This window comes from Photobacterium sp., from assembly GCF_057456235.1.
The window spans coordinates 112,480-136,500 of sequence record NZ_JBVCPH010000009.1 but is presented as its reverse complement, the minus strand read 5'-3'; the positions used below and the strand labels follow the sequence as shown (position 1 = coordinate 136,500).

Here is a 24,021-nt window from a genome sequence, read left to right as displayed (position 1 = left end):
TTGCTGAGGGGTTGTGTCTTATTTTGTTAAAAAACGGACTTTTTCTAAAAATTATCGGAGAATATGGCAAGACTATCAGAGCTGTGGAAAATAGAATCCCCCTCAATAGCAACACTAATGTAACATTTAGACTGGATGGAAATTCAGAATATATTATTGAGGACACGATTATGTTCAATGCGGCAGATGTACTTCAGCCATCGTTTATTGAGCGGCCATTGGATGAAATCTGGCAACTGATTTCACCGCTTTATTCTGCAGATGAGTCACAGTGGCTCGAACAACTGCTTCCTCTTGCAGAGCCTTCGGAGCTCGAACGTAAACAGGCGACAGAAAAAGCGACCGAGCTGATCAAGCGCGTGCGCGCAGATCAAGATGCAATCCAAATGATTGATGCACTGCTGCTGGAGTACAGCCTAGATACCAGAGAAGGTATTTTACTGATGTGTCTGGCTGAAGCCTTAATGCGTATTCCTGATGCCGCAACCGCAGATGCACTGATCCGCGATAAACTCAGTGTTGCCGATTGGAAATCTCACCTCAAAAATTCTGACTCCCTGTTTGTCAATGCCTCAACCTGGGGGCTGATGCTGACCGGAAAAGTGGTCAGTATGGACGCCAAAGCCGATGGTACCCCTTCGCATGTGATCAATCGCCTGGTCAATAAAATGTCTGAGCCGGTGATCCGTCAGGCGATGCATCAGGCCATGAAGATCATGGGCCATCAGTTTGTGTTAGGCAGGACCATTGTGGAAGCGATGAAAAATGCAAAGGACAAACGAGATCAAGGTTTTACATACACTTTTGATATGTTGGGTGAATCGGCGCTGACTGCCCATGACGCTCAGAAGTATTTTAAAGACTACATTATGGCGATCGAAGCGGTTGGTCGTGATACTTATCATAGTCAAAAGCAGAGCAATCGGAAATCACCGGATCCGACGGTATCGATCAAGCTATCTGCGTTGCACCCGCGTTATGACGTGGCCAATGAGGCGCGTGTCCTGGATGAAATGTATCACTCGGTACTGGCATTGCTAGAACGCGCCCGTGAACTGAATATCGGCATTACCATTGATGCCGAAGAAGCAGACCGGCTCGAGCTGTCGCTGAAACTGTTTGAAAAATTGTATCGATCGACCGTGGTACGAGGCTGGGGACGGTTTGGTCTGGTGGTTCAGTCTTATTCTAAGTGCGCACTGCCGGTATTGGCCTGGCTAGCGGCGCTTAGCAAAGATCAGGGTGATGTGATCCCTGTGCGTCTGGTCAAAGGGGCTTACTGGGATAGCGAGCTGAAATTAGCACAGCAAGGCGGTTATGCCGCTTATCCGGTCTTTACCCGCAAAGAGGCAACTGACTGCTCTTATCTGGCCTGCTCCCGCTTCCTGTTATCTGAACACCTGCGCGGGGTTATCTACCCTCAGTTTGCCAGCCATAACGCGCATACCGTATCGGCGATTGTGGCGATGACGAGTCATCGTGACTTTGAATTCCAGCGTCTGCATGGCATGGGTGATGCACTGTATAACCATGCGATGGAAATGTATCAGACTAACGTTCGTATATACGCACCTGTGGGCAGTCATAAAGATTTATTACCTTATCTGGTACGCCGGCTGCTGGAAAATGGTGCCAACAGCTCGTTTGTTCACCGTCTGGTCGATGCCAACTGCCCGATTGAGACGCTGACCGAGCACCCGGTCGATATGTTACGTTCACGCCCCACATTGCATAACGGTTTAATTCCGCTGCCCCCGCAAATTTTTGCTGACGAGCGTAAGAACTCGGCGGGCATCAACATTGATATTGAATCACAGTGGCGTCCGTTAAATGAAGCCATCCAGGCTTTTAGCGAGCATCAATGGCAAGCGGGTCCAATTGTCAACGGCGTAACCCTGACGGGCGAGCTAAAGGCGGTAACGGCCCCGTACGACCGCAGTGAAACCGTCGGTCAGGTTGCGTTTGCCAGCCAGAACCAGGTGGCGCAGGCGGTAGAAGTGGCGGCAGCCTGTTATCCCAGCTGGTCGCAAACGCCGCCGGCAGAGCGTGCGCAGTGCTTGCAGCGTCTGGCCGATCTGCTTGAACAACACACCGGCGAGCTCGTTGCGCTCTGTCACCGCGAGGCAGGTAAAACCATCCAAGACAGTATTGATGAAATTCGTGAAGCGGTCGATTTCTGTCGTTTCTACGCGGTTCAGGCGGCAACAGAGTTTGCTGCGCCACAAACGGTGTCTTGTTTTGATGGGTCAACCAGACAGCTCAGCTATCAGGGGCGCGGTGTCTTTGCCTGTATCAGCCCGTGGAACTTCCCGTTAGCGATTTTCTTGGGTCAGGTTTCTGCCGCGCTTGCTGCGGGTAATACCGTGGTGGCGAAACCGGCAGAACAAACATCCTTGATTGCCTTCCGTGCCATTGAACTGATGCTGGAGGCCGGTGTACCTGCCGGCGCGATCCAATTTCTGCCGGGTCGTGGTGCCGAAGTGGGTACGCCGCTGACGTCTGACACGCGTATTTCCGGGGTTGTGTTTACCGGTTCGACCGAAACCGCGCAACGGATCAACCGCGCGTTGGCTGCACGTGATTGTGAACCGGTGCCGTTTATCGCGGAAACCGGTGGGCAGAATGCAATGATCGTTGACAGTACAGCGCTACCTGAGCAGGTGGTGCGTGATGTTGTCCGGTCGGCATTTGCCTCGGCGGGCCAGCGTTGTTCTGCATTACGGGTATTGTTTGTGCAGGCTGACATTGCCGATCGTATTGTTGCACTGATCAAAGGGGCGATGGCCGAATTGTCGGTTGGCCGTCCTGAACTGCACAGTACCGATGTCGGTCCGGTGATTGATCTTGATGCGAAAAGAAAGCTGCTGACGCATATAGAGGCATTGAAAAATACGGCCACGCTAGTCGCACAAGCAGCGCTTGGCGATGAGTGCAAGGCGGGTGATTTTGTTGCGCCGACTGCATTTGAGATCAGCAGTATTGATATGCTGAAAAATGAAAACTTTGGCCCGATCCTTCACATTGTGCGTTTTAAAGCGAATGAAATTGATCAGGTGATTGACCAAATCAATAACACCGGCTTTGGCCTGACGTTAGGCGTGCATAGCCGTAACGAACGTACCTATTGTCACATTGAGCAACGTGCACGTGTGGGGAACTGTTATATCAACCGTGATCAGGTTGGTGCCGTCGTCGGGGTTCAGCCGTTTGGCGGCCAGGGGCTGTCTGGTACCGGACCGAAAGCGGGTGGTCCGCATTATTTGTACCGATTTACCCAAGACATGTTCAATGTGTAATGGCAGTTAATCTAAGTTGAAAAAGGAATCAGTCATGACAATAGGTATTCAAGCGATCGTGGGTAACAGTCTAGCCGCATGGGAAGGCTGGAACGGGCTTGGTTATGAAAAACGCATTCAGATCCTAAACCGGTGGACAGAGCAACTGGATCAATCTGCTCAGGCGATGGTGTCTTTCCAGTGCCGTAATGCATTAGAACATGTTGGTGAAACCTTGCTGATGCCGGGCCCGACGGGTGAGACCAATGAGCTTTACAGTGCTGGTCGCGGTGTCTTTATTGTTACAGCAGATGCTGAGGTATCGATTACCGCCGTTATAGGCCAGATCACCGCTGCATTAGTGACCGGTAACACCGTGTTAGTGAGCTTGCCGTCAGCGTTTGCGCTGTCGGCCGGCGAATTAGTCGCACAACTGGAGAAAGCGGGTTGTGCTCGCGGGGTGATCACGGCCATTGGTGATATTCAGCTTACTGATTGTGTCAGCCATACCGCGGTTGCGGGTGTGGCTTATGCTGGCCAGTTATCGACATCACAGGCGCTGGCGCGTCAATTGGCTGCGCGTGACGGATTACTGGCCCAATTGATCTGTGAAACCGATTGTGAGTCGTTACCCGTAATTGGCAGCCCGACCTACACATTGAGGTTTGTGACCGAAAGGACGCGAACGATCAATATTACTGCCGTTGGCGGTAATGCCACTCTGCTGGAGCTGGGGAGTGGCGAACACTAATTTCTAAGTCACTGTCTGGCTCATTGTTATTTCACTCGTCCGATTCGCGATGGAATGAACGTGCAGTGAGCCGAGCTGCGACGTAAATATGCTGGACTGTACGTTCAGTAGATAAACTGAGCCCTTGCAATGAACAGGGGCTCTAAAAACTGAGGGAACTCAACAATGATAGAAAATAGCTTTGCTATTACAGGAACGTTTATTGTCTATTTGATTGCCATGATGGTGATTGGATATGTAGCGTATAAGCGTACGTCAAACTCGTCAGATTATTTCTTGGGTGGCCGCTCGCTGGGGCCATGGCCTGCTGCGCTTTCTGCGGGCGCATCTGATATGAGTGGGTGGTTGCTGCTTGGTCTGCCGGGTTATGCCTATGCGGCGGGTATTGAATCGCTCTGGCTGGCAGGGGGCCTGCTATTGGGAACTTGGCTGAACTGGTTGATTTGTGCCAAGCGCCTGCGTACTTATAGTATTACAGCTGATAACTCGCTGACGCTGCCAGAGTTTTTATCACGCCGCTTTGACGATAAATCTAAACTGATCCAAACCATTTCAGCATTCTTTATTTTGCTGTTTTTCCTTTTCTACACCAGTTCAGGTTTAGTTGCCGGCGGTAAATTATTTGAAACGGTATTCGGCCTTGATTACAGCATTGCGGTGATTGTCGGTACTGTTTGTGTTGTCTCATATACCTTATTTGGTGGATTCTTGGCAGTATCCTGGACGGACCTGGTTCAGGGCTTGCTGATGTCTGCGGCACTGGTTATCGTTCCCATCGCCGCAATGCAAGGCGGTGTTGGCGATCTGACTGCTGCGCTTGAAATGAAAAACCCAGAACTGATGACGCTGTTTAATGATGCCAAAGGTCAGCCGTTGTCTGCGATTGCGATCATCTCTCTGGCAGCATGGGGCCTTGGTTACTTTGGTCAGCCGCACATTCTGGCGCGTTTTAAAGCAACACGTTCTAATCGTGATATTACGACAGCACGTCGCATTGCCGTCGCATGGACTGCCATTTCAATGGCGGGTGCAATTTTGGTTGGCTTAGTTGGTATTTTGTATGTCGATAACCAATTAGCCGGCGAGCTGGCTGATGGCGAGAAAATATTCATGCTGCTGGTCAACTCAATTTTCCATCCTGTTGTCGCAGGTATTCTACTGGCGGCAATTTTGGCGGCCATCATGAGTACGGCTGACTCACAGCTGCTGGTATCATCGTCTGCCCTCGCAGAGGACTTCTATAAGCAAGTCTTCCGCCCTCAGGCTTCTACTGAAGAGATCGTGATGGTGGGCCGTGTAGCGGTGATTATTCTGTCGATTGTGGCTCTGATGCTTGCAATGAACCCTGACAGCACGGTGCTGGGTTTGGTTTCTTATGCCTGGGCGGGCTTTGGTGCAGCATTTGGTCCGGTATTATTGCTAAGCCTGTTCTGGAAGCGTATGAACCGTAATGGCGCGTTGACCGGTATTGTTGTGGGCGCGCTGACGGTGGTTATCTGGAAACAGATCACCGGCGGTATTTTCGACCTGTATGAAATTGTACCGGGATTCATTTTTGCGACACTGTCAGTCGTGGTAGTTAGCCTGATGAGCGGAGAGCCTTCTATCAAGGTACAAAAGCAATTCGATGAATTTGAAAAGAACCTTGTTGAGCTGGATTAAGCTTACTTAAAGCAGGCGGTTTGAGTTAAAAGGTTTTTGTTATAACAATGCCGGCCCACAGGGGCCGGCATTTTTTTACCCGCGATTTAATACCAATACTATCGTTATCGTCAGAGCTGGTCATAATGATATTTCGCTGTATCCTGAATACATAGCAGGGCTAAGGCGCGCTCAGGAGCAATGATCAAGGAGAGGCAATTCGAGTGCGATATTTGCCAGGTCTGCAATAGTGAAAGAGGCCGCTGTACTTATCTCGCTTGGTATTAAATAGTATTGATACATCTCTTTTCATCCATTGCTTATAAATATTTACAGGGTATTTTATTAAAAGTGCCTTCTTTGAGATTTAATGGCTATAGAAGTACCGTGATCGGCCGTTATAAAGAGGGAGTAATTCTGTTTGCCTGGAGCGTTATGTCAGACATTATGATGGGGTTAGGCCTGCTTGGGATCCCACTGATTTGGTTAGTGATACGATATTCTATGGTGTCCCAAAAACAGCAGGAAGCCGAAAGACTGCAGGCTTTGCAAGATAAAAAATATAGACTCGTGTTGGAAAAAGCAAGAATATCCGAGCGCGAAGAAAAGGTTTTTAAAGGACAAACCGGCCATATTCCAAGCCAACTTTCTATCGCGAAGGAGTATGAGCTGACGAACATACGCGAGGCAATTAACTGGTATCAGAAAGCTGCAGATTTAGGCAATGAAATCGGCCAGCATGCGTTAGCCCGCCTGTGTCGTGAGGATATTGATGACCCGCAGGGTGAAGCGAAATCTCAATATTGGGATGCGGTGGTTAGATCTAAACAAAAAGAGCCAGAAGCGCTGTTTAACCTTGGCCACTGTTTACTTCAAGGCCACGGTGTTGATGCTGACTTTGATGCCGGACTCGAAAATATGACTGCAGCAGCGGAAATGGAGTATATCCCGGCACAGCTTTTCTTGGGTGATTGGTTTGTTGCAGATCCCAACCCTGAAAAAAATCCGCATCTCGCATTTTGCTGGCGTTTAAGGGCGGCAAGAAATAATGATGTCACAGGTTTTATGAAAACTGCTTATTGCTATCAGACAGGGATGGGCGTTAATAAAGATAAGCAGTGTGCCACCTATTGGTTAGAGCGCGCTGCCGAGCAAGGTAAGACCGAAGCGCAATATGTAGTGGCTAAAATGCATCTTGGCTCCGATGTTAATGATGCTGCGGTTGCTTATATCTGGTTTTCTATCGCGTATGCTTCCGGTAATAAAGAAGCCAAAAAGGATCGTGACCGTGTGGCGCAAATTATTGGTATTGAATCAATTCTTAGTGTCCAGAGCGTGGCAAAGTCGGTCTATAAAATATTGCAGGAAAAACCGGTTGCGGCGCATTTGGTTATCCACTTGTTGGATAAAAGGTATGGCCGCGGTGGTTACTACCCCACCGATGAACAATTGGATGCGCTGATTGACGGAAAGAATGACATTGATGCTGAGCCAGATAGTACCGCACTGACGGATCGTTATTCTGCAGAACTCTCGTTAGCTGAGCACCCAGAGCGGGATGCTAACGGTTGTCAGTCAGAGGGTGGATTAAGCCGTGCGGTTGAGAACAAGACAACAGCAACGCAGCAATACCAGCAGCAGAATTGGGTAACATCTTGGGATACATTGATTGCTGATACGGAGACTCAGGCTCAGTCAGATAAGTCTTGACTAATATGGTTGCATAACCGCCACTAAACATACTCAAGCAGTTGAGGCATCGCGGTAAGTGTTGTGACATTAGGATGATCAATCCGTACTGACTCCGGAGTGGTCAGAAAATGAAATGTTCGGATCTCGGCGTTGATACCAGCCTGAACGCCTTTCACCGTGTCATCAACATAAGCACATTGTTTGAGCGATACTCCCATATTCATGGCGGCAAAGTGCAATATATCCGGTTCCGGTTTCCAGCTGTTGGCTTCGAATGCACTAAATAGCTTGCCTTCAAAATAGGGTAGCAGTCCGGTCAGGCGCAAAGTATGCTCAATTTTGCTGACCGGGGCATTAGAAGCGATGCACATTTCATAATCATTAGCGACAAGTGTTTTGAGCAGTTCTGGTACTCCCTGAACCGGATTCAAACCTTGCTCAAATAACCGTTCGCACTCCTGGCGATAAAGGGGCTCGAGAATATCAATAGAAATCAATAAGCCGACTCTTTTGCAGGTATCAGCGAGAATATCAGCCATTTTTCCGCCCTGAAAATGCCGTAAGCAGTCATCAAGACTGAGAGTCACACCAAATTGGGCAAAAATAGTGACTAATGCCTGATTACACAGCTTTTCACTGTCAACCAAAGTGCCATCGCAATCAAAGATGACACACCGGATATTACACTCTCTGTTCATCGCGGACGATCCCAAGTTCTATTACATTCTTATACGGTTAATACAGCGCGAGTGTTTCTACAATATGCGTATTATGTATTTGTTAGCTTAATCGGCTTAACGGCTGAGACTGTGTGGAAAAGTGAGAGCCAGAGCCTGTCACTTGTCGATAGGGCTAACAGCGCGATACCCAAACGACGTCTTCGTAAAATGTGCTTGAATTGAATTCGCAGAATAAGTGCTTATTCCGCACCTTGAACGGGGTTGGGTATATACTTTTGGGAAAAAGTAGAATCAACACGCAGTACTATAAGGCTCGCGCTGTAGATCATTGCCGATCAGATCTGATTGGAAAGCATTACGATAATTGAAAAGGGATAATTATGTCATCATCAATTTTTCCGAGCTGGCTTGGCGGATATGAAGTGAAAAAACACATTACCAACCCGAATATCCAGGTGGGTGATTACACTTACTATTCAGGCTATTACCACGAGAAACATTTTGAAGATCAGTGTGTTCATTATCTGCTGGGTGATGCTTCAAGCCAGAAGGTGTGGGAATCAGGGGTCTTCGGCGAAGTTGATAAATTGATCATAGGCAAGTATTGCTCCATCGCTTCGGGCGCTGTCTTTATGCTGGCTGGCAACCAGGGTCACCGGCACGATTGGATATCCTCCTTTCCTTTTGACTATGAAGTGTTTGGTGAAAAGGTAAAATCCGGTTTTGAACGCACAGGTGACACTATTATCGGTAACGATGTCTGGATTGGCAGTGAATGCGTCGTTATGCCCGGTGTCACCATTGGCGATGGTGCCGTCATTGGTGCCCGTGCGGTCGTCACCAAAGACGTCGAGCCTTATACCGTTGTTGTCGGAAATCCGGGAATGGCAGTTAAGAAGCGTTTTACTGAGCAGCAAATCGCGATGTTGCTTGATATGAAATGGTGGTCTTGGCCGCTGGAGACGTTGCAAGAGAATATGGATTTAATCTGCAGTTCTGATATTGAAGGATTGTTTGAACGTTACCGGCACTTTGCACAATAAAAAAGACCTATCGGTAGATACCGAAATTAGCCCAAGGAGCATACTCTGAATTATCTGGCAGCGTTCTATGCGGATGGGGAATATTGACTCAGATCAGTGTAATCGATTTCATTGAGGGGTATTTTAGCCTTGATTATCAAACTTTATGGAGAGAAAAGATGGATCTTTTACGTTGTACTATTTTGTCTGATAATATTTCGACGCATTTTCACTCTGCGGATAATGCTATTGGGTTTGTTGAGAAAATTCTCGAGGAGGAGATTTTCTTTAGGGGCGAAATTGTAGTACGAACTCAATCTCAGGAGGCGGAGTTCAAGTTTACTAGTCAAGAAGAAATGTTGGAAAGTCTGATGAATTTATAACGGTGTCAGAACCGACGTTCGTAATCTCTCACGATAAAGCATCAACATGGCTGCCTTGGTGGCCATGTCGATGCTTTCCCAGCCTCCGGAAAAAGAATTTTGTTCAAAATATGACTCGGATCCAGTTAGGCAACGTTGATCAAGCGGCTGGGAAGATAAATGGCGGCAATGGGAATTTGAGCAGCCATTCATTCTAGAGATAAGACCAGTATTACTATTGATAATGATGATAATATGGCGACCGCGAGAGCATGATAGTGACAATGTGAATTTGTCACTATTATCTGGCGTGACTGCAAATTACATTTAGACATTATCAAGGACAATAAAAGTGAAAAAAACAATGTTAGCCGCGATGTTATCAGCCGCTCCGTTTATGGCTTCTGCTGACGTGATGCTGGGTGCGGATGTTGAAGTAAATATGTGGCAACAAACACATAATTTTGCAGGTTCGGAAGTTGATGGGGATGACTATAGTTACACTTTTGAAGCTTCTCTAGAGCATTTTATACCGCTTATTCCAAATTTTAAAATAGGTCAGTCTGAAGTTGATAACGATGACTATGCCTACACTAAGCGTGATTACACGCTGTATTATGAGTTTTTGGACAATGATTTAGTATCACTGGATGCAGGTGTTGGCATCTCTGAATTTTCTGATGGTAAAATCATTGGCATTTCACTTGAGAAATTCAGTGGATTTGTTCCGCATTTATACGCAGGGGCTGAAGTCGGTATTCCTGGAACGCCGTTGTTTGTGTTTGCAAAAGGTAATGGTATCGCTTATAGCGACAACCATATGATTGATGCGTCAGTCGGTATTCAGTATGAGATTGGCCTTTATGCTTTTGATCTTGAACTGCAAGCGGGATACCGAGTTCATCAACTTGATTTAGTCGGATTTGATGACTTGAGCACTGATTTAGATGCTAAGACGGATGGTCTGTTTGCAGGCGTAAATTTCGATTTTTAAAGACTAGCGGCTTACGTCACTGACACGGAAAGAGGTCGCCGATGGCGGCCTTGCTTGTATCTGCGTTATCATTGGAAAAGGGGCGACGGCTTGACCATCAGATAAGACCCAGACCGACACCGCTCTATTATTCCGTCGATTTACGAGGCCCTTCCTAACTATCGCCAGGCCGTTATAACGATAATTTATTTATTGTTCCAGCAACGCTGGAGCGCCAGTTCCAGTGGGGTGTGAATGAACTTGCTGGTTGATATCCCTCCAATTGCATTGATCGGAAGATTCACGCCTTGCTGCCAAAGACTTCGAATTCTTAAAAAGCCCCGGAACAGTGGAGAAAATAGCGCAATCAGTTTCATCACAGACCAATATAAAGGGGTTATGGCGACGGTTTTTCCCGTGCTCAATGCCAGACAGCGGGCAATATCATTCATACTCGCTTTATGGCCTGGGTAGTAGATGACATTAAAAGCGGAAAAATCTAGCTGCCGGAGGGTAACCAACTGCACCAGGTTTGCGGCCAGATCTGGCAGGTAGGTCCAGTAGTGTGCCAACATTTCCGAACTAGGTGATTGAATTATAAGCTTGTGTTCGGTTTCTTTGATTAACATCCCTAGATAACAGGTGTTATGGCTGAAACTTAAAGTGTGACCGAAACATAATACTAAAATCTTTGCCCCAGCTTTTTCGGCCTGGCGCAACCGGTTGGTGAACCTGGGTGATAAACCCACCCTGACCGGGTGTTTGTTATCGCAAAAAGTAAGAGCAGGTGATGATTTTTGTTTAATGTGATATTTATTGGTCGTAATGATTAGCTGCAAATGAAATAGCTCGGCTAACGTTATGATCTGTTCTAACTTAAAGGTGAGGTCGCGATTGTTACTATTAGTTTCTTCTTGGTGAAAAAAAATCGTATCAACGTCCGGAGCAAGCTGATAAAGAAAATCGAGATCGTTAGCTTCTAACTCAACTAATGTGAGATTACCGATAATGGGGGCATTATCGTCACTATTTTTTACTATGCCAACCACTTCCCAGCCATGTTGTACCAAAGCGTGGCAAAGGTTAGAACCCATTTCCTGACAGACTCCGAACACCAAGGCTTTTCTCATTCGTCTAATCCATTCATGCGACTTATATCATTGTTTCTTTTATCAGAATGTCCCGTATTAACGATATAGTAAAGAGACACGGAGGTATGGCAGGTATACGGATATGAATAGTATGGAATGGGATAGTATTCGGATATTTCTTGCTGTTGCTGAACAAGGCAGTATGTCAGCAGCGGCACAAATATTGGGGATGTCCCAACCGACGGTTAGTCGACATATTCAGGCACTGGAAGAGAAAACCGGGCTCAATCTTTTTGAGCGTTCTACCAGTGGCTTGAAAGTTACAGAGGTGGGGATCCGGCTATTGGAATCGGCGAGGGATACGGCCTCTGGTGCTGAGCGATTTGCGCGTCAGGTGAATGCGAACGCTGCGGATCTTGGTGGACATGTCCGGCTCGCGGTGAGTGAATTGATGGGCTATTACTTTCTACCCGAAGCGATTTCAGCGTTCCAACGGGAATATCCATCCATAGAAGTCGAAATTTTAGTCTCGAACGACAAGGTGAACCTGAATAAGCGCGATGCGGACATTTCAATTTGCCAGAATAAACCCGAACAGCCGGATCTGGTTGTCACCCATCTAGCGGATAAAGCACTAGGTTTTTTCGCGCACCAAGACTACCTGACTGAGTTTGGTACGCCAGAGTCGCTGAAGGTGTTACATAGTCAACCTCACCGTATCATCGGATTTGATAATAATAAGCGGTATATCAACGGTGCTGAAAATACGGGAGTAACCCTGGATAAAATGAATTTTATTTTGCGTACCGACAGTTATCAGATGCAGCTTAGCTTAGTGCGGGCTAAAGCCGGCGTCACTGTTACATTTGTCGATATTGCTAAGCAGTACCCTGAACTGGTACAGCTATTTTTTAAGACGAATATCGAACCAGTTGAATGGTGGCTGGTTTGTCACCGCGATGTGCATGTCAATCCAAGAATTCGGTGTTTGATGACTTTTCTGCGGCAGTGGTTTCAGTCAGAAGGGCAAGCCGTCCCCTATTAGGCGCAATGCCAGACATTTATTTGTTGTTTATGGCATCGTCCGTTATCCCCATGTTGGGTGACAGACTGCGAATAAGAAAAAAGCCAAACTAATTTTAAGTTTATGGTTGGATTTTGTACGTATGTAATCGTTATCTATACCTGAAAGTTGATCTGAAGTAGTAATTTTTTAGAAAAGCATGCTTTTTGGAAACAAAAGTTGAGACTTTCAAAAAAAATTGAGTAGTATGGTCAGGATAAATAATGCTGAGAAAATGCTGCTCCACACATTTTCCTCGGCTGATGTAAAATGACGTGTAACAGGACAAACATTTTGTCCTTACTTTTGCCCTTAATATTCTGATGAGATAACCATGAGCAATTCTCTAGTTCTTGTAATCAATTCTGGTAGTTCTTCACTTAAATTTGCACTAATCGATACTGTGAGCGGTGAGGCAACACTGAGTGGTCTTGGTGAGTGCTTTGGCCTACCTGAAGCTAACGTTAGCTGGAAGATCAACGGCGAAAAACAGCAATACAAACTTGATGATTCTGGTAATCACCACCAGCAGGCCATAAACCGTATTGTAGGCCTGCTTGAAGATTTAGGCATTAAGCAGGATATTGTCGCTGTTGGCCACCGCGTTGTGCACGGTGGTGAGAAGTTTACCAAAACGGTTAAAATTGACGAATCTGTTGTGCAGGAAATTGAGAACCTGAGCGATCTGGCTCCACTGCATAACCCTGCCCATGCGATAGGCATGCGTGTGGCGATGAAGGCGTTCCCGACATTGGCACAATACGCGGTATTCGATACTGCTTTCCACCAGACGATGCCTGCGAAGGCTTACATGGGGGCGATATCTCAGAAGCTTTATAAAGAATACGGTATCCGCCGCTATGGTTTCCACGGCACAAGCCACTACTACGTCAGCCGTGAAGCTGCCAAGATGATCAATAAGCCTATCGATGAGAGCAGCTTTATCTCTGTTCACCTAGGCAACGGTGCCTCTGTTTGTGCGATTAAGAACGGGAAAAGTGTTGATACCAGCATGGGCTTTACGCCGTTATCTGGCCTTATGATGGGTACGCGTTGTGGTGATCTTGATCCAAGCATCATCGAGTTTATGCTGAAAAAAGGCTGGTCTCCGGAAGACGTTTTCAAAGAGCTTAACTCTAAGTCGGGCCTGTTGGGAGTGTCTGGCCTGACCAGCGATTGCCGCGGCATTATCGAAGCGATGGAAAATGGCCACGAAGGCGCCACTCTGGCATTTGATATCTTCACTTACCGTGTTGCTAAATACATCGGTTCTTACATGGTGGCTCTGGATAAGCTGGACGGCATCATCTTTACTGCCGGTATCGGTGAAAACTCGCAGCCGATCCGTAGCAAGATCTTAGAGAACCTGAAGATTTTCGGTTACCGTGAAGACGAAGAAGCAAACGCCGCGGCACGTTTTGGTAACCGTGGCATCATCACCAAGCCAAACACGCCCGTTGCGATGGTAATCCCAACCAACGAAGAGTGGGTTATTGCCAAAGAATCTATGGCGCTGCTGCACGCTTAATCGATTCTTACCCTGCGGGGTTATGATTGCATTAGAAACGGCCCAGGGCATCAGCTCTGGGCCGTTTTTGATCAGCGAACCTAAAGTCAATGTTCACTCTGTTGTGAACAACTGAACACGAGTTGATACAGCGTGCAGACCGATTTTGACATAATATCTAACGATAACGGCTTCATTCCACCTATTGCTCACATAACGTCCAATGGTCGCATCTGTAAACAAGCTAGCTTGTGTTTCAAATGAAACAAAAAGCTGATTAACAGCCTAAAATCTCGGTCAAAGGAAAAATGTCCCGAAAAAGTCACTAGTCTGAGAAATCACTTTGCATCTAAGATGGACATAAAGGGTAACGAGGTGGCTCTTTAAAATCATCTGAATCAACTCATCAACGCCAATCTAATATCAATATGCGGAGATGGTATTAAATATAAAACCTGAAGCCATCAAGTACCAAGGTGGAAACTATCTGTTCAGAGGTGGTACAAGCATTTTAAGGGTGCTCGGCATTCTATCGAGACACCGTCTTATCGCCAGAGGCTTTGTCAATGTATCAGGTTTGCACCCTGTTCCGTGAGCTGACTTTTTATGATGCTACATATAAGTTCGGCGGGATCCGCCGCTTCACATCGCAATCTCATCATTTCTGCCAACGCTTATCGTATAGATGAACTTTCTGAACATCCCAGGTAGTGTTATGCATATGGCAGACGGATCGTATCTTCAAGGCCATCGGCACACATCAGAAGAAGGCGAATACCCAGATAGCGCTACTGTAAATTCCAGAAGAATATCGCTCCGAACTCACCACGCAAAGCCTTTCGTATCTTGAGCATGGTTTAGCCAGCAAGGCTGCTGATCGATTCGAGAAGGCACTTCAGTTGCGCGCGTTGCTTGTGAGCATCAATCTCGCCTCCTACTTGAACACCCTACAAACCCTAGAAACTTATCGGTCATTTCAATTTGTAGGGTTCATAGGCATGGATCGTGTCTCTGACAGAACGCGTCCTCTTACTTCAGAGTCGTAAACTTGGATTTATTCTACTTATTACACCTACGTTCACATAATATTGAGCCCCCCCAAAAACCATGCATGCAGTGATAGAATTGCCTACTTTAAAAGACAGTGGTGGACTTTTGTTTAAGGGTGGTAGCGTGGCGTTTTCGCATTATCATCAATCTAGCTCCCTACAAAAAGAAATGGTGAGCTACAGGGATTCAGATCGCATATTTTATTCGTATATTTACTTATAAACAGGAGATTTACGAACCGAGTTCATTGAATGAAATGTTAGCTTTCAAGATAAACAATAGACACTTCAAAGAATTACATTGCCAATTGTTCTAAACTAATTGCGTATTACTAACTACAAGGAAATGGTTATGCCTGTAGAAAATGATAAACAAGAGGTTACTGTTGTAGATGTAAAAATGCCCTTTATGTCGATGGTTATTTTTATGGTTAAATTGGCAATTGCTTCGATCCCCGCCTTTATAATCCTGAGTATTATTTTTGGTCTTTTAATGGCCTTGTTTGGTGGAATGTTCCATGGAATGGGGCGGTATTAAAAGCTAACAAACTGTTTAAGAGTGATTCAGCACGCGTGGCATTTTTAGTATGCGGTGTTTCCGGTGTTTAAGGCGCAATGCAGAAACTTCGGTATTGCGTGCTTCACACCTTAACAGGGCTAGTCCATAAAAGGTAATTTTGAGTATGAATGGTAAAATTGTTGAGTGGAACGATCAAAAAGGGTATGGATTCTTTATAGGCTGTTGAACAGGGGAGGGAACTGCCCCAGACGTAAATCCCCCGCTTCTCTTCACATAACCTGATTCCAAGCCTCTCAATAAAAAGAGATGCATATATGGACAACATCGGTTAGTAGGTGGCCTCTGATTGTTATCCGCTAAATCATAGTCAGACGATCGTAAAGGTTCAAACTAAGTCTTAGCTGTCAGTCTGATTGGCGGTGTTTATTTCTGGGCAAGACAAAACCTCACAGTGTTGAAGTGCGCTAACCTTGGTTTCACGCAATTCCAAGAGGCTTTGTTTGAGATCAAGGTTCCTCGGTTTTATCTGAACTGCACAGTTAATCGCAGCCAGTGACGCTGCTTGGCACCCCTGAGCACTAAGTCCATAGGCATAGTTATTCCAAAGCTGAACATTATATGGATGGTATGCCAGCCCTTCACTGAACATGTTTACCGATTTTTGAAACTCCTTCTGCTGGTAAAACATATTTCCCAATGCAAGCCATAAAAGCGGTTCATGTTGCCACTGATTAACCGCCTTTTGATAGGCGGAGATAGCCACGTCTGGATACAGTTTTCCAATATCATGTACAACACGAGCATAGCTGGTGGCTTCTGCCGTTATGGGGATCTGATCGGGCTTTGCTGTAATTAATGCCCAACGTCCCGCTCGCTCCCAGGTTTTATCAAATGTATAAATAGGGATAACATGGCGACGTTCCTTCCCCGAACGAAGGGTGACTGTATTTTGGTTCAGGTCATAGCCAATAATCACCGCATAGTGCCACTGTGGAAACCAGCTAAATCCTAGGTTCTGCATCACCAGAACAGGCCTCCCACTCGCTAATTCAGTAAAGACCGCAGTTAGGCTACCTTCTAATTCATAGGGTAGACGCTTGAAACGACGGGCTGTCGCAACAATATCAACACGTAAGCTACCCTTCCGCCCGGGAAGGTATACGTAGGGTGTGAGTTCCTCGGGATTTGTGTCAATACCCGATTCATTCAATACTGTCGCAAGTGCAGCGGGTCCACACTGATAACGTTCCTGTGGGAAGAAAGGTGTTCCATCCAGATCAACACTCATAGGAAGTGGTGGTTCTTTATCGATTTGCTCGCGCGATAATCCTTGGTAACTGCATCCGGAGAGCAAAAAGGTTACGACAATCACCCATACATTGGCATAACGATAAGTCAGTAGAACTGATAACTTCATCGATTGATTGGCTTAACAAAAGGAAAAATGTCTGTAGCACCTAAAGCATCTGTGATGATAAAGACTATAAAGATCAGTACTATTGTACCTACAACCCCCTCTCCGGCAGGCATTTCATTTAATCTTTCATTGAGCAATGCTATCTCTGCATCACTCATATGGCTGACTCTTTCTGCGGCTAATTGTGCATCCAATCCATAATCAGCCAGATGTTGTTGCAGTTCATCCTTTTGTAGCATAGAGAGTATATATTCCCGATTTATATCATTCTGCTGAACCTGAATTGCTTCATCGGTGGTGATTATTGCCGCCTGCACCATAGGAATCTGTACCATGCTTATTAGCATAATCAGAATTGAAGCCAGTATCTTTTGAGACTTTTTCATCCCCAATTTCCCTATATCAAAAATCCATTAGAGTTTCCTAAGTATAGAAAGTAATTATAGAAAAGGAGAGTAATCAGATTGTCGACGCAAAGCGCAGCGTTATCACTGAAAACACCTTACTTATACTTAACTGACTGTCAGATTGCATCGCGTCTTTAGTGCCCATTAGTACATATGATAATTAGGTTGCGAACACTTTATTGACCATCTCATCATGCAGTACATCGATGCTAACCCCCGCAGCTCCATATAACCCATAAGTAATCGTCCCCCCATCATGACCCAGAACAAGCTAGGTAAACGCTTCAGGCATACCTCTGTTAAGGCACAAGGTACTGAGTGAGTGTCTGAACGAATGGAAAGATATTGAGTTAGTCAGTTTGCCCTTAAAGTGCTTCATAGCCAGGCTAAACCAGTTACTGATCGTGTTCCTTGCTTTCCCTTTGGTTCGGAACAAATGATCCATACCATCGTCAAGCGTCTCAACTACCTCGGAGATAAATGCCTTCAGGTCGAATCCGAACGCGCCGTCCACAAGCGGAACATCACGTATAGAGTTTGAATTTTTTACCGAGTTACCGTCGTAGTCCTCATGGATTGAAATGTACCAGTTTCCAGCTTCTGTTTATTTTACATCTGCTTTTCGTAGCTGGGTAAGCTCTGCAATGCGACAGCCCGTTATCGCAGCGATACGGGCAATCCAGCCAAGGTAAGGAGAGTGGGGCTTTTGTATTCTTCAAGTCAATGCAAAGGTCTCAATATGCTCGAGCCTCCTTGATTGACCTTTTGTATGACCTCCGATGCTAAAAGGGCATTTCTCTGCATAGCTGTGTGATGAAGAAGAGGTTTATGTTCATTTTGCCGAATCATGGTTGCAGCTCCCTTCGGAACAGCGAGTTACCTCGTTATCAGTAGCCTGAGAATGCTTTTCCACCTTTCCCGCTTTGGCGAACAGAGCCCTAAATGCTATGATGCCACGCTGTTTTTGCGTCGTGCCCGGAAAGGTGATGAATTTTAATCGAATAGTCTGTTTTGACCTCGAAATGTGTTGTTGGAATGATGGCCGGGAACCGAATACCGGCGAAATAATAGAAATAGGATTGGCAGAGCTTGATTTGGATACCGGTGAGATCATTCGCCGCGCCCAGCATTATGTCAAGCCTGAGCATGATGAGGTTTCCCCGTTTTGCACCGAGCTGACAGGCATCAGGCCGGAAGTCATTGAGAAAAACGGTAAGCCGCTGGCAACTATTCTGAAATCGATTGAGCAGAAATTCGGTGGTCGCCATAAAATCTATGCAGCCTGGGGCCGCGATGATCTGATTTTACGAGCAGAATGCAAAGCGAAAGGCTTAAAAGTACCGTTTAACGAATATCTTAATCTGGCAACCATATTCAGGCTGCAACGCCATGTTACCAAGAAGCGTTGTGGGCAGAGAGCGGCGATGGGAATGGCCGGGATCGAGTGGGAAGGGCGACAGCATTCGGGTTATGTCGATGCATATAATCTGGCTCGCTTGGCCACGACGTTATTTTGTGATGCTAAGGACGACTCTAAATAAGACCAAATTCATGAATTATCGGAATGGTTAGATAATTGATGGAACTGGAATAACGATCCCTGTCGGGGAAATGGCCGCACATGCGGCTTTTTTCCGCATGGTATCAATCAGCTCAGCCGTACATTTATGGTGATTTCGGCCGAAAACACCACATTGCCTTCGGTATCGGTGACTTCGACCGGGACTATCTTATCCCCCTCGGTGCCCCATTCAATATTATCTCCAGTTGCGACGGCGACTAAATCGGTTTTTGCTTTTTTTAAGTATCGTACCGTCATGCCGGTTGGTAACCATTTGCTTTTTTCCGGCACTGACACGTCTGTCATCATACCTGCTGCCAGCTCTGCCATATTGCACATAGCGATAGCATGAACGGTGTTGATGTGGTTATAGACCCTGCGTCGCTTCTTAATGCTGACTTCGGCATAACCGGGCTTCAGTTCGGTGATAAGGGGGTTAATGGAAGAAAAGTAAGGAGCAACACGACAGACTATCAGGGAAAATAATTTATGACCGAAAGGTAACTTTATTAAACGGTGATAGGTTTTGAGATTCTTACGCATTGGAAATTCCTTTTTCAATTGCAATCTGGTCAGACCACGCTACATTTTGTTCGACGATAAATCAATCACAAAAGATGTTCATTCCTTAATGACTTTACACTGTTTCTTGGCAGGAAAGATTATGGTTATAATTTTAGGGTTTGGATTTATTTCTTATAAATCAATATATTGATTGCATTGTTCCTCTTCCGTCAGGCGATAAATTGTTTTGCTTAAGTGAATAAAAAACCAAATGTCTGACAATAGAGCCACTATGTCTGATTAGAGATATTTATATCTTAAATGACCTGCCAGAATACTTAAAAGACAAACAGCCGATTCCTATCAATTCAGCTACAAGGAAAACAATGTTCTACTTATTTCCCTTATTAACCGTTTCTATCTGGGCAGGGAATGCCATCGTCAACAAACTTTCGTCTAGCGTGATTGATCCGGGTGCGATCTCATTCTATCGCTGGTTTTTTGCCATGTTGGTGCTCACTCCTTTTGTTGCAAAATCCGTCTGGTGCCACAGAAAAACCATTCAGCCTCACTTGTCTAAGCTGGTATTTCTGGCTTTGCTTGGCATGGTACTGAACCAGTCGTTGGGCTATTTTGCCGCCGTGACAACGACAGCGACCAATATGGCGTTAATTATTTCGCTGGTTCCGTTGATCAGTATGTTCCTGAGCGTGCCCCTGTTAGGGCAGCGCTTATCTCCCCTTGCCATTGTGGGAGCGGTAATGTCTCTAGGCGGGTTAGTGCTGATGTTGAGCCATGGTGATGTCCACATATTGGCAGCACAGGGTATTACTCAGGGGGATGGTCTGCTGTTGATTGCTGCATTTGTATATGCGCTGTATTGTGTGTTGCTTAAACGCTGGCAGATGCCATTAACTAACTGGCAGTCGGTGTATGTGCAAGGTGTTTTTGCGGTAATGATGTTAACGCCAATGCTGTTCAGCAGCGAACGTATTGCTATCACGTCTGAGGCTTTGCCGCTAATTATGTATGCTGCGATCCCTGCTTCAGTCATTGCACCTTGGTGCTGGTTACAGGGTATTCAGCGTTTAGGTGCAGATCGTACGGCGATGTTTATGAACTTAATGCCGGTGATGACGGCTGCGATTGCCAGTGTGATCTTAAATGAGCAGTTAGCGTCTTACCACTATGTCGGCGGTGTGATGGTACTGGGCGGTGTGGCTCTGGCGCAGATGAAAATCAAAGTACGCCAGCAGAATCTGGCAACGGCTTAATCCATGGTCACTGGCAAATCTTCAAGGTCACTTTACATTGTAAATTATCCCGATTGGCATTATCTAAAAACGATGACGGTAGCCTAAAGTAAAGGCGATATCTGCACTGTTATCCATATTAAAGACATTTTCAATCATAGAAACTTCCACCGCACCGTTATTGAGGTGATAGCGGTAGCCTAGCAGCACTTCATTTGAGGGCTGCGACAGATCTGAACTCGTCTCGCTGGCGCCTTCATAAAGGTGGTATTCCAGTAAAATTCGGTGACGCTCGGTTAGGACAAACTGATAGCCTACTGACGCCATAAAGGCGTATTTCTTATAGGGAAGATCAGCGAGAGCTTTGTCACCACGGCGGTGTGACACCCCCAATGTTGTATAAATGCGATGCCTGCCGGTGCGGTAACCATAGTTAGCTTGCAGTGATTGCTCAAAGCTGTTGTTTTTAAATGGTCCGCTGGATACGTAGTTATAATACAGTGCGCCCCCCACCGACAGACCGTGACGATCAGTCTCAATTAGCTGATAGCCGCTATATAACGTGATGGCGTTACTGAGGGTTTCTCCTCTGAAATCATGAATTTCAATGCCATGTTCCGGATCTGAAATGTCAAACGAATGATCGTCAACATTCTCTCTGCCGTTTTGGCTGAGACCAAACGTGTCATGGAATATCGTGGTTAAGTTATCCAGATGGTTATTTGCGGCAAAATGCCAGGTGTAATCGAGATCGATCGTCCACCTTTCGTCCACCTGCCATTGGCCGCCGACTGTCAGGGCATTCTGATAATAGTCGGCAGTGTAATCTTCAGTCTCAGCCCAAATACTGGCCATAGTGCCAGTTGCATATAGCTCGACGGCCCCCGGTCTGTTACTGAACCCGGACCGTAAAAGAGGGGTTAGGCTATTTGACTGCAGGGGGGACTGAGCATAGGTTTTCAGCGGACCATAATCGTCAAAGCTGGTATCCGCATCTGCAGCAGTTGTTACCAAAGCGGCGAGTAAACTGGCTGTGACTACTGTATTTACTGTGCTGGTTGTCATCCCGATGTCACTTCATCCCGTTTGATTAGATAGCGATGTACTCATCTTTTGTTTGTATATGATGAGGCCACCGATATGGTTGTTTTATGCGCTGCCGTATAAATTTTGGGTATGCATTTGAGATGGAGTTTATAGCGCATGCAAGCTTTCTGAAGTCTGAATGAGATTGATATAGCAACCGGGTGCTAGCCGGATATATACAACAAGGCCTTACAAAAAAGTATATTGTCAGTATAGAAATAAATGCGAAGATGCACGACTTAGATTTCGTGCTGTGGATGAATTTAAAGACTCACTGAGTATTGTTACTGGAAGCTGATAATCGGAGATATCGAGAGCCGGTGATTGCTATTTTCCGGCTCATGGCTGTTTTTTATGGGATGACTAAGATTGTTATAAGGGTTCAGGAACAGAGCCACTAACATAGAAGCGTCATCAAAATGCCTTTCGCCAATAAAAGCAACGGCATGGTGACCGATTTGACGTGTCGTGCCAGGTGACTTCACACCAAATGGCCACAAATAAAGACGTTCTAACCGTTTACTGGCCATCAACATACCTTGTTCGTCAAACAGGTTTCTGTTCTGTTCGGTCTGAGTCGGTAAGCTACGCAACCGCTGATAATTGAGCGGAGCTAAGTGGCGAACCCGAGAGTTGTTCTGAATCCAGCGCACCCCTTTAATCATATGGTCCCCATGGGATAACGTGATGTTCAGGGTATTTGCATTTCTTTTCGGACTCACCTGTAGTGTGATGGGCGCTTCAATGTCAGTTTTTCTGGCCGCAAACTTCAACTGCGGATCCAGGGCAAAAACCATATGGTAGCAGCCGCAGTGATGAATACTGTCGAGAATGTAAGGCTGCCCCTGATGGTCTAAAGTGAGCCGGAATAAAATGCCATCGAATCGTCCGGCATAGGGATCCCAAGCTGATTTGGCTGTTCGGTTTGCAAACCAGAGGCTGTAATTTAATTGAAGTAAAATATTGCCATGAAACCGGGTGAAACTCTGACCAACATAGAGAATCGGTTTGTTTGTATCTACACGTGGCTGGCCACTTTTTTGGTACTCTACCTGCCCCGGCTTATCGTCTAGCGAGGCCGACTCAATGAGAAATTCCGGTGTATGAAAATCCGATAAACTGGCCATTTGATTATCTGTCAGTAAAGGCCAGTCCAGGTTGGATTTCTCCCTTGCCTGTTTGAACCAGATTTGTATTTCTTGCTGAGTCAGTTTCGGTTTGTCAGCCACAGCATACGCGATGCTATAGTCGTGCAATGGCTGGTGGAACCCACCGAGTATCCGCATCTTCTCAGACTGGATAGAGGGGCCTGCAAATAGCTTGCTAATGGGGTACAGGCCGACAACCCGTTGCCAGGTTTGGTAGTCAGAAGGAATAACCGGTGGCGATTGCTGCAGTCCGAACCAGAAGTTCATATTGTAGAGAGATGCATCTACAAGCAGCCGGGCACAGTTTTCCTGGTATGCAAATGCTATCGCTTTCTTATTTGTTAAATTCTGGTATTCCACTTGGCGTTGAATGGCGGCCTGTCCGGCGACATAGCGAAGCCACTGCTTTTTATCCTGTGATGAGTTCAATTCGGGGAGCATAGATAGGCTAAAGCGGTCAAAAGCCAGATGTGGGTATTGGGGAAGCCATAGAAGCTGTGCATCTTGCACGCCTTGCTGTTGTACCGTTCGCTTGAAATCAGTCAATTTAACGACGCACTCCTGCAACGGTGCCGGATAGTACTGGGCTTGTTCTGGAATCGATTCCGGAACAGGTTCCGGAAGGCTAGAGCAGGAAAACAGCAGAATGCTGGTGACAAACAGAGCCAATATGCGCATAAAATTAACCTATAAATGGATCTCTGTATAAGTTTAAGCGTGAATTGGTGCGAATGGGTTTGTAGGTGAAAGAAGATTTTTGATAAAAAAAGCAGTGGCCGGAATCGGCCACTGCTTTGAGGGTGAAAGAAAAATGATTAAACGCGGTTGATATCCGTTTCTGGGAAGAAGTTAGCCCAGATGATCCAGTACGCGGCAGCCTTAACTGTTTCTACCCGTGGTAGCTTCCCGTATGGGGTCTGACCGTAAAAGTCGATTTCAGTGATCGTTTCACCTGTTGTGTTGTAGAAAATACCCAGGCTTTCAAACTCGTAGTCGTAGCTGACAACAATCTCTTTTCC

19 protein-coding genes are annotated in these 24,021 nt (G+C 46.1%); 12 read left to right on the top strand and 7 right to left on the bottom strand.

All coding sequences use genetic code 11. From position 1 onward, the window contains the following. Nucleotides 1-170 precede the first annotated feature (170 nt). The 4 genes from putA to AC2204_RS12315 all read left to right on the top strand — a co-directional run bounded on the left by putA (nucleotide 171) and on the right by AC2204_RS12315 (nucleotide 7,377). Entirely contained in the window at nucleotides 171-3,296 is a 3,126-nt protein-coding gene (gene putA / locus AC2204_RS12330) for a bifunctional proline dehydrogenase/L-glutamate gamma-semialdehyde dehydrogenase PutA (RefSeq protein ID WP_318925847.1), read from the top strand. Nucleotides 3,297-3,330: 34 nt separating this feature from the next. Then, nucleotides 3,331-4,026: an aldehyde dehydrogenase family protein gene (locus AC2204_RS12325; protein ID WP_318925845.1), complete on the top strand. Its 696-nt coding sequence runs from the start codon at nucleotides 3,331-3,333 to the stop codon at nucleotides 4,024-4,026. Nucleotides 4,027-4,191: 165 nt separating this feature from the next. Next, the gene (gene putP / locus AC2204_RS12320; RefSeq protein WP_318925843.1) at nucleotides 4,192-5,688 is read left to right on the top strand and encodes a sodium/proline symporter PutP; all 1,497 of its coding nucleotides are present in this window, start codon (nucleotides 4,192-4,194) and stop codon (nucleotides 5,686-5,688) included. Nucleotides 5,689-6,102: 414 nt separating this feature from the next. Then, nucleotides 6,103-7,377: a tetratricopeptide repeat protein gene (locus tag AC2204_RS12315; protein WP_318925841.1), complete on the top strand. Its 1,275-nt coding sequence runs from the start codon at nucleotides 6,103-6,105 to the stop codon at nucleotides 7,375-7,377. Nucleotides 7,378-7,400: 23 nt separating this feature from the next. Here the strand turns inward: AC2204_RS12315 and yieH are convergent, their stop codons facing one another. Further along, nucleotides 7,401-8,057 carry a 6-phosphogluconate phosphatase gene (yieH, locus tag AC2204_RS12310; protein WP_318925839.1) on the bottom strand — a complete coding sequence of 219 codons (657 nt, stop codon included), beginning with the start codon at nucleotides 8,055-8,057 and terminating at the stop codon, nucleotides 7,401-7,403. Between the two features lie 362 nt (nucleotides 8,058-8,419). On the opposite strand from yieH, the gene AC2204_RS12305 reads away from it, so the two are divergent. The 3 genes from AC2204_RS12305 (at nucleotide 8,420) to AC2204_RS12295 (ending at nucleotide 10,417) form a co-directional block, all read left to right on the top strand. Then, nucleotides 8,420-9,082, top strand: a complete 663-nt coding sequence (locus tag AC2204_RS12305) for a CatB-related O-acetyltransferase (protein WP_318925838.1) — start codon at nucleotides 8,420-8,422, stop codon at nucleotides 9,080-9,082. A gap of 158 nt (nucleotides 9,083-9,240) precedes the next feature. Then, nucleotides 9,241-9,444, top strand: a complete 204-nt coding sequence (locus tag AC2204_RS12300) for a hypothetical protein (RefSeq protein WP_318925836.1) — start codon at nucleotides 9,241-9,243, stop codon at nucleotides 9,442-9,444. Nucleotides 9,445-9,775: 331 nt separating this feature from the next. After that, nucleotides 9,776-10,417, top strand: a complete 642-nt coding sequence (locus tag AC2204_RS12295; protein ID WP_318925835.1) for a TIGR04219 family outer membrane beta-barrel protein — start codon at nucleotides 9,776-9,778, stop codon at nucleotides 10,415-10,417. Nucleotides 10,418-10,602: 185 nt separating this feature from the next. On the opposite strand, the gene AC2204_RS12290 is transcribed toward AC2204_RS12295, so the two are convergent. Continuing rightward, nucleotides 10,603-11,526 carry a Rossmann-fold NAD(P)-binding domain-containing protein gene (locus AC2204_RS12290; protein WP_318925834.1) on the bottom strand — a complete coding sequence of 308 codons (924 nt, stop codon included), beginning with the start codon at nucleotides 11,524-11,526 and terminating at the stop codon, nucleotides 10,603-10,605. Nucleotides 11,527-11,629: 103 nt separating this feature from the next. Between AC2204_RS12290 and AC2204_RS12285 the strand changes: the two genes are divergently transcribed. The 3 genes from AC2204_RS12285 to AC2204_RS12275 all read left to right on the top strand — a co-directional run bounded on the left by AC2204_RS12285 (nucleotide 11,630) and on the right by AC2204_RS12275 (nucleotide 15,644). Continuing rightward, nucleotides 11,630-12,532 (top strand): LysR family transcriptional regulator, encoded by a 903-nt coding sequence (locus AC2204_RS12285; RefSeq protein WP_318925833.1) that lies wholly within the window; start codon nucleotides 11,630-11,632, stop codon nucleotides 12,530-12,532. 352 nt (nucleotides 12,533-12,884) lie between these two features. Next, a complete protein-coding gene (locus tag AC2204_RS12280; RefSeq protein WP_318925832.1) occupies nucleotides 12,885-14,078 on the top strand; it encodes an acetate/propionate family kinase in 1,194 nt (397 codons plus the stop codon). 1,380 nt (nucleotides 14,079-15,458) lie between these two features. Further along, nucleotides 15,459-15,644: a hypothetical protein gene (locus AC2204_RS12275; RefSeq protein ID WP_318925830.1), complete on the top strand. Its 186-nt coding sequence runs from the start codon at nucleotides 15,459-15,461 to the stop codon at nucleotides 15,642-15,644. 379 nt (nucleotides 15,645-16,023) lie between these two features. Here AC2204_RS12275 and AC2204_RS12270 read toward each other — a convergent pair whose 3' ends face one another. Together AC2204_RS12270 and AC2204_RS12265 are read right to left on the bottom strand one after the other, a co-directional pair. Beyond that, nucleotides 16,024-17,043, bottom strand: a complete 1,020-nt coding sequence (locus AC2204_RS12270) for a PA2778 family cysteine peptidase (protein ID WP_318925829.1) — start codon at nucleotides 17,041-17,043, stop codon at nucleotides 16,024-16,026. Then, on the bottom strand, nucleotides 17,040-17,429 hold the full coding sequence (locus AC2204_RS12265) for a DUF6627 family protein (RefSeq protein WP_318925827.1): 390 nt from the start codon (nucleotides 17,427-17,429) through the stop codon (nucleotides 17,040-17,042). Before AC2204_RS12265 ends, AC2204_RS12270 begins: the two co-directional genes overlap by 4 nt. A 1,007-nt stretch (nucleotides 17,430-18,436) precedes the next feature. Here AC2204_RS12265 and AC2204_RS12260 point away from each other — a divergent pair. Beyond that, the gene (locus AC2204_RS12260; RefSeq protein WP_318925826.1) at nucleotides 18,437-18,991 is read left to right on the top strand and encodes a 3'-5' exonuclease; all 555 of its coding nucleotides are present in this window, start codon (nucleotides 18,437-18,439) and stop codon (nucleotides 18,989-18,991) included. A gap of 107 nt (nucleotides 18,992-19,098) precedes the next feature. Here AC2204_RS12260 and AC2204_RS12255 read toward each other — a convergent pair whose 3' ends face one another. Further along, on the bottom strand, nucleotides 19,099-19,554 hold the full coding sequence (locus AC2204_RS12255) for a hotdog fold domain-containing protein (RefSeq protein WP_318925824.1): 456 nt from the start codon (nucleotides 19,552-19,554) through the stop codon (nucleotides 19,099-19,101). A 347-nt stretch (nucleotides 19,555-19,901) separates the two neighbouring features. On the opposite strand from AC2204_RS12255, the gene AC2204_RS12250 reads away from it, so the two are divergent. Next, on the top strand, nucleotides 19,902-20,789 hold the full coding sequence (locus AC2204_RS12250; protein ID WP_318925822.1) for a DMT family transporter: 888 nt from the start codon (nucleotides 19,902-19,904) through the stop codon (nucleotides 20,787-20,789). A gap of 63 nt (nucleotides 20,790-20,852) precedes the next feature. Here the strand turns inward: AC2204_RS12250 and AC2204_RS12245 are convergent, their stop codons facing one another. After that, the gene (locus AC2204_RS12245; protein WP_318925821.1) at nucleotides 20,853-21,833 is read right to left on the bottom strand and encodes a DUF3187 family protein; all 981 of its coding nucleotides are present in this window, start codon (nucleotides 21,831-21,833) and stop codon (nucleotides 20,853-20,855) included. A 305-nt stretch (nucleotides 21,834-22,138) separates the two neighbouring features. Further along, the gene (locus tag AC2204_RS12240; RefSeq protein WP_318925819.1) at nucleotides 22,139-23,680 is read right to left on the bottom strand and encodes a glycoside hydrolase family 25 domain-containing protein; all 1,542 of its coding nucleotides are present in this window, start codon (nucleotides 23,678-23,680) and stop codon (nucleotides 22,139-22,141) included. Nucleotides 23,681-24,021: the final 341 nt, after the last annotated feature.

Excerpts from the sequence above, each read along its gene's own strand:
- putA (WP_318925847.1), top strand. The coding sequence starts at position 171 with ATGTTCAATGCGGCAGATGTACTTCAGCCATCGTTTATTGAGCGGCCA.
- AC2204_RS12325 (WP_318925845.1), top strand. The coding sequence starts at position 3,331 with ATGACAATAGGTATTCAAGCGATCGTGGGTAACAGTCTAGCCGCATGG.
- putP (WP_318925843.1), top strand. The coding sequence starts at position 4,192 with ATGATAGAAAATAGCTTTGCTATTACAGGAACGTTTATTGTCTATTTG.
- AC2204_RS12315 (WP_318925841.1), top strand. The coding sequence starts at position 6,103 with ATGTCAGACATTATGATGGGGTTAGGCCTGCTTGGGATCCCACTGATT.
- yieH (WP_318925839.1), bottom strand. The coding sequence starts at position 8,057 with ATGAACAGAGAGTGTAATATCCGGTGTGTCATCTTTGATTGCGATGGC.
- AC2204_RS12305 (WP_318925838.1), top strand. The coding sequence starts at position 8,420 with ATGTCATCATCAATTTTTCCGAGCTGGCTTGGCGGATATGAAGTGAAA.
- AC2204_RS12300 (WP_318925836.1), top strand. The coding sequence starts at position 9,241 with ATGGATCTTTTACGTTGTACTATTTTGTCTGATAATATTTCGACGCAT.
- AC2204_RS12290 (WP_318925834.1), bottom strand. The coding sequence starts at position 11,526 with ATGAGAAAAGCCTTGGTGTTCGGAGTCTGTCAGGAAATGGGTTCTAAC.
- AC2204_RS12285 (WP_318925833.1), top strand. The coding sequence starts at position 11,630 with ATGAATAGTATGGAATGGGATAGTATTCGGATATTTCTTGCTGTTGCT.
- AC2204_RS12280 (WP_318925832.1), top strand. The coding sequence starts at position 12,885 with ATGAGCAATTCTCTAGTTCTTGTAATCAATTCTGGTAGTTCTTCACTT.
- AC2204_RS12275 (WP_318925830.1), top strand. The coding sequence starts at position 15,459 with ATGCCTGTAGAAAATGATAAACAAGAGGTTACTGTTGTAGATGTAAAA.
- AC2204_RS12270 (WP_318925829.1), bottom strand. The coding sequence starts at position 17,043 with ATGAAGTTATCAGTTCTACTGACTTATCGTTATGCCAATGTATGGGTG.
- AC2204_RS12265 (WP_318925827.1), bottom strand. The coding sequence starts at position 17,429 with ATGAAAAAGTCTCAAAAGATACTGGCTTCAATTCTGATTATGCTAATA.
- AC2204_RS12260 (WP_318925826.1), top strand. The coding sequence starts at position 18,437 with ATGAATTTTAATCGAATAGTCTGTTTTGACCTCGAAATGTGTTGTTGG.
- AC2204_RS12255 (WP_318925824.1), bottom strand. The coding sequence starts at position 19,554 with ATGCGTAAGAATCTCAAAACCTATCACCGTTTAATAAAGTTACCTTTC.
- AC2204_RS12250 (WP_318925822.1), top strand. The coding sequence starts at position 19,902 with ATGTTCTACTTATTTCCCTTATTAACCGTTTCTATCTGGGCAGGGAAT.
- AC2204_RS12245 (WP_318925821.1), bottom strand. The coding sequence starts at position 21,833 with ATGACAACCAGCACAGTAAATACAGTAGTCACAGCCAGTTTACTCGCC.
- AC2204_RS12240 (WP_318925819.1), bottom strand. The coding sequence starts at position 23,680 with ATGCGCATATTGGCTCTGTTTGTCACCAGCATTCTGCTGTTTTCCTGC.